Source organism: Mesorhizobium sp. P3_A9 (genome assembly GCF_056402975.1).
Window position 1 is genome coordinate 1 of the sequence record NZ_JBFUGJ010000539.1, and the last position, 2,798, is coordinate 2,798.

Consider the following 2,798-nt stretch of genomic DNA (forward strand, 5'->3'; position numbering starts at 1 on the left):
ACACGAAGCCGAGCCAGCCATAATCCATCAGCATCTTCAGCCAGATGTCGTGTGTGTCTTCGCCGAACATCTTGCCGAAGACCAGCGGGCCGATGCCGAACGGACGCTCCATCGCCATCTGGAAGCCGATCGCATAGCGGGCGAAGCGGCCGAGGCGGGCGGTGTCGTAGCTCTGTTCGAGGTGCGCGCGGTTGGAGAACATCTCCGACACCCCGGGCAATTGCAGGATGACGATGATGGCGATCGTCAGCAGTGACAGGGCGGCGACGGTCATGATCACCACGCGCAGCCGGAACTTGCCGCTGGCGCTTTGCAGGAACAGGCAGCCGGTGAGCAGTACCGCCGAAACGGCGAACATGCCCCAGGCGCCGCGCGAGAAGGAGAAGAAGATGCCCAATGTGATGATCAGCAGCGGCACTGCCAGCAGCGGCATGCGCGAGACCGAACCGGTCAGGATCAGATAGAGCAGATAGATGCCGGGCAGCACCAGGAACGGTCCGAAGACGTTCGGGTCCTGGAAGGCGCCCGCGGCGCGGTCGTATYTGGTGAACATWTCGGCGCCGGGGAAGGCGTGGAAATAGCCSGCTATGCCGAGCAGCGAGGTCGCCACCGCCGAGACGACATAGGCAWTGAAGATCAGCCGGTAGAGGCCTGGCTGCGTGGCTGTCACGGAGGCGAAGAACACCGCGCTRAAGGCGAGAAACAGCGAYACGGAGAGATAGAGCGGCGTGAAGGCGAGGTCCGCCATCTGCGTCATCGAGATCATGCCACCGATGTTCATCGTCACCAGCAGCACCAGCAATGGCATGGCCGCACGCGAAATCCGCAGGCCGAACAGAGCCCAGATGGCGATCAGCCCGGCCATGTAGATTTCGTAAGGCGCCGGCTCGCTGATGACGAAGCCGGACAGAAGGATGCCGACCACCACCGCAGCGGAAGAAATCAGCGCGATCAGCTTGGCGTTGACCGCGGCCGGTGGCAGCTCATGGGAAATCGCGCTCAATAGGCGTTTTCCGTGTTGAGCAGCCGGATCGGTGTGAGGAACAGAATCCGCAGATCGAACAGCAGCGACCAGTTCTCGATGTAGTAGAGGTCGTATTCCGTCCGCATGCGGATCTTCTCGTTGGTATCCATCTCGCCGCGCCAGCCATTGATCTGCGCCCAGCCGGTGACGCCGGGCTTGACCTTGTGGCGGGCGAARTAGCCGTCGACCACCTCRTTGTAGAGAAGGTTGTGCGACTGSGCGGCRATSGCRTGCGGGCGCGGRCCGAYCAGYGACAGCGAKCCCARCAGCGARTTGAMGAACTGCGGCAGTTCGTCGATCGAGSTYTTGCGGATGAAGCGGCCRACGCGGGTRACGCGYGGATCGTTCTTGGTCACCGTCTGCTTGGCGGTCGGATCCGAGCGGTCGGTGTACATCGAGCGGAACTTGTAGACCTCGATGATCTCGTTGTTGAAGCCATGCCGCTTCTGCTTGAACAGCACCGGTCCCTTGCTGTCGAGCTTGATGGCGATCGCGGTCGCCAGCATCACCGGCGAGAAGACGATGATGCCGATCAGCGAGAAAATGATGTCGAAGGCGCGCTTGGCAACCGAATCCCAGTCGTTGATCGGCTTGTCGAAGATGTCGAGCATCGGCACCGAGCCGATGAAGGAATAGGCGCGCGGGCGAAACTGCAGCGCGTTGGAATGCGCCGAAAGCCGGATATCGACCGGCAGCACCCACAGCTTCTTCAACAGCTGCAGCACGCGGGTTTCGGCGGTCAGCGGCAGCGACACGATCAGCATGTCGATGCGGGCGATGCGGGCGAACTCGATCAGTTCCGAAATGGTGCCGAGCTTGGGATAGCCGGCGACGATCGGCGGCGAGCGCTTGTCTGAGCGGTCATCGAAAATGCCGCAGATGCGGATGTCGTTATAGGGCTGCTTTTCGACCGAGCGGATCAGGACTTCCGCCGCCTTGCCACCGCCGACGATGACGGCGCGCCGCTCCATGCRGCCATCGCGTGCCCAGCGCCGGATCAGTCTCGACATCACCAGCCTGAGGCCGAAGAGGAGAAGGAAACCGRCGACGAACCAGGYGCCGARSAGCAGGCGCGAATAGTCYTCCGAYATCTTSAMGGYGAACGCCGTCAACGCCATCAGCGCGAAGGCTCCGGCCCAGGCCAACAGGATGCGGCCGAAATTGGCGATCGGCCGCATCAGCGAAACGACCTGATAGCAGTCGGTGACATCGAGCAGCACCACGGCGAGGAACGACGTGGCGGCAATCGTCACCGGATATTGCCAGGCGAGATAGTTGAAGAAACCTACAAAGTAGAAATAAACGCAGAGCCCCGAAACGAACAGGATCCCGAACTCGACCATGCGCAGGACGCCGCTGACCATGATCGGCGACATCGTATCGCGCCGGTATTGCGACGCGACCTGTCGGGCAACGTCGTTCATGCTGCCGGGCACATCGCCCTCAGCTGGGCCGTCGAATTTACGCACCGCTTCAGGTGAAAAGCGGCGCGCTGGGTCGATCTCGTTCATGGGGCTTTCCGCAAGCTTCCCCTCGGTCAATAGCAAAAGAGAGCTAAGAAACCCTTGAAGCAACGCGTGGCTTTGGAAAGGCTTGGGCGTTACCCGTCGAGCGCGGCGAAATAGGCCTTCTCGATTTCAGCGGCCATGACGTCGGCGCCGAAGCGCGCCCTGAGGCTGCCGCCATCGGGCATCAGTTTGCTGTAGGCTGAGAGATCGGCCAGCGCCTCGCTCATCTTGCCGGCGAGTTCGGCCGGGTCGGGGCGGATCAGGGC

Annotated in this window: 2 protein-coding genes and 1 pseudogene; all 3 read right to left on the reverse strand. The window is 61.9% G+C overall.

The window, feature by feature from the left end; genetic code table 11:
* Positions 1 to 1,003 (reverse strand): O-antigen ligase family protein (locus AC1DX0_RS34100; RefSeq protein ID WP_477358745.1); only part of this gene is annotated, 1,003 nt, incomplete at its 3' end.
* A complete protein-coding gene (locus tag AC1DX0_RS34105; protein ID WP_477358747.1) occupies positions 1,000 to 2,535 on the reverse strand; it encodes an undecaprenyl-phosphate glucose phosphotransferase in 1,536 nt (511 codons plus the stop codon). The genes AC1DX0_RS34105 and AC1DX0_RS34100, both read right to left, overlap by 4 nt.
* A gap of 89 nt (positions 2,536 to 2,624) precedes the next feature.
* Positions 2,625 to 2,798 (reverse strand): annotated as a pseudogene (locus tag AC1DX0_RS34110) (glycosyltransferase family 1 protein); the annotation flags it as partial.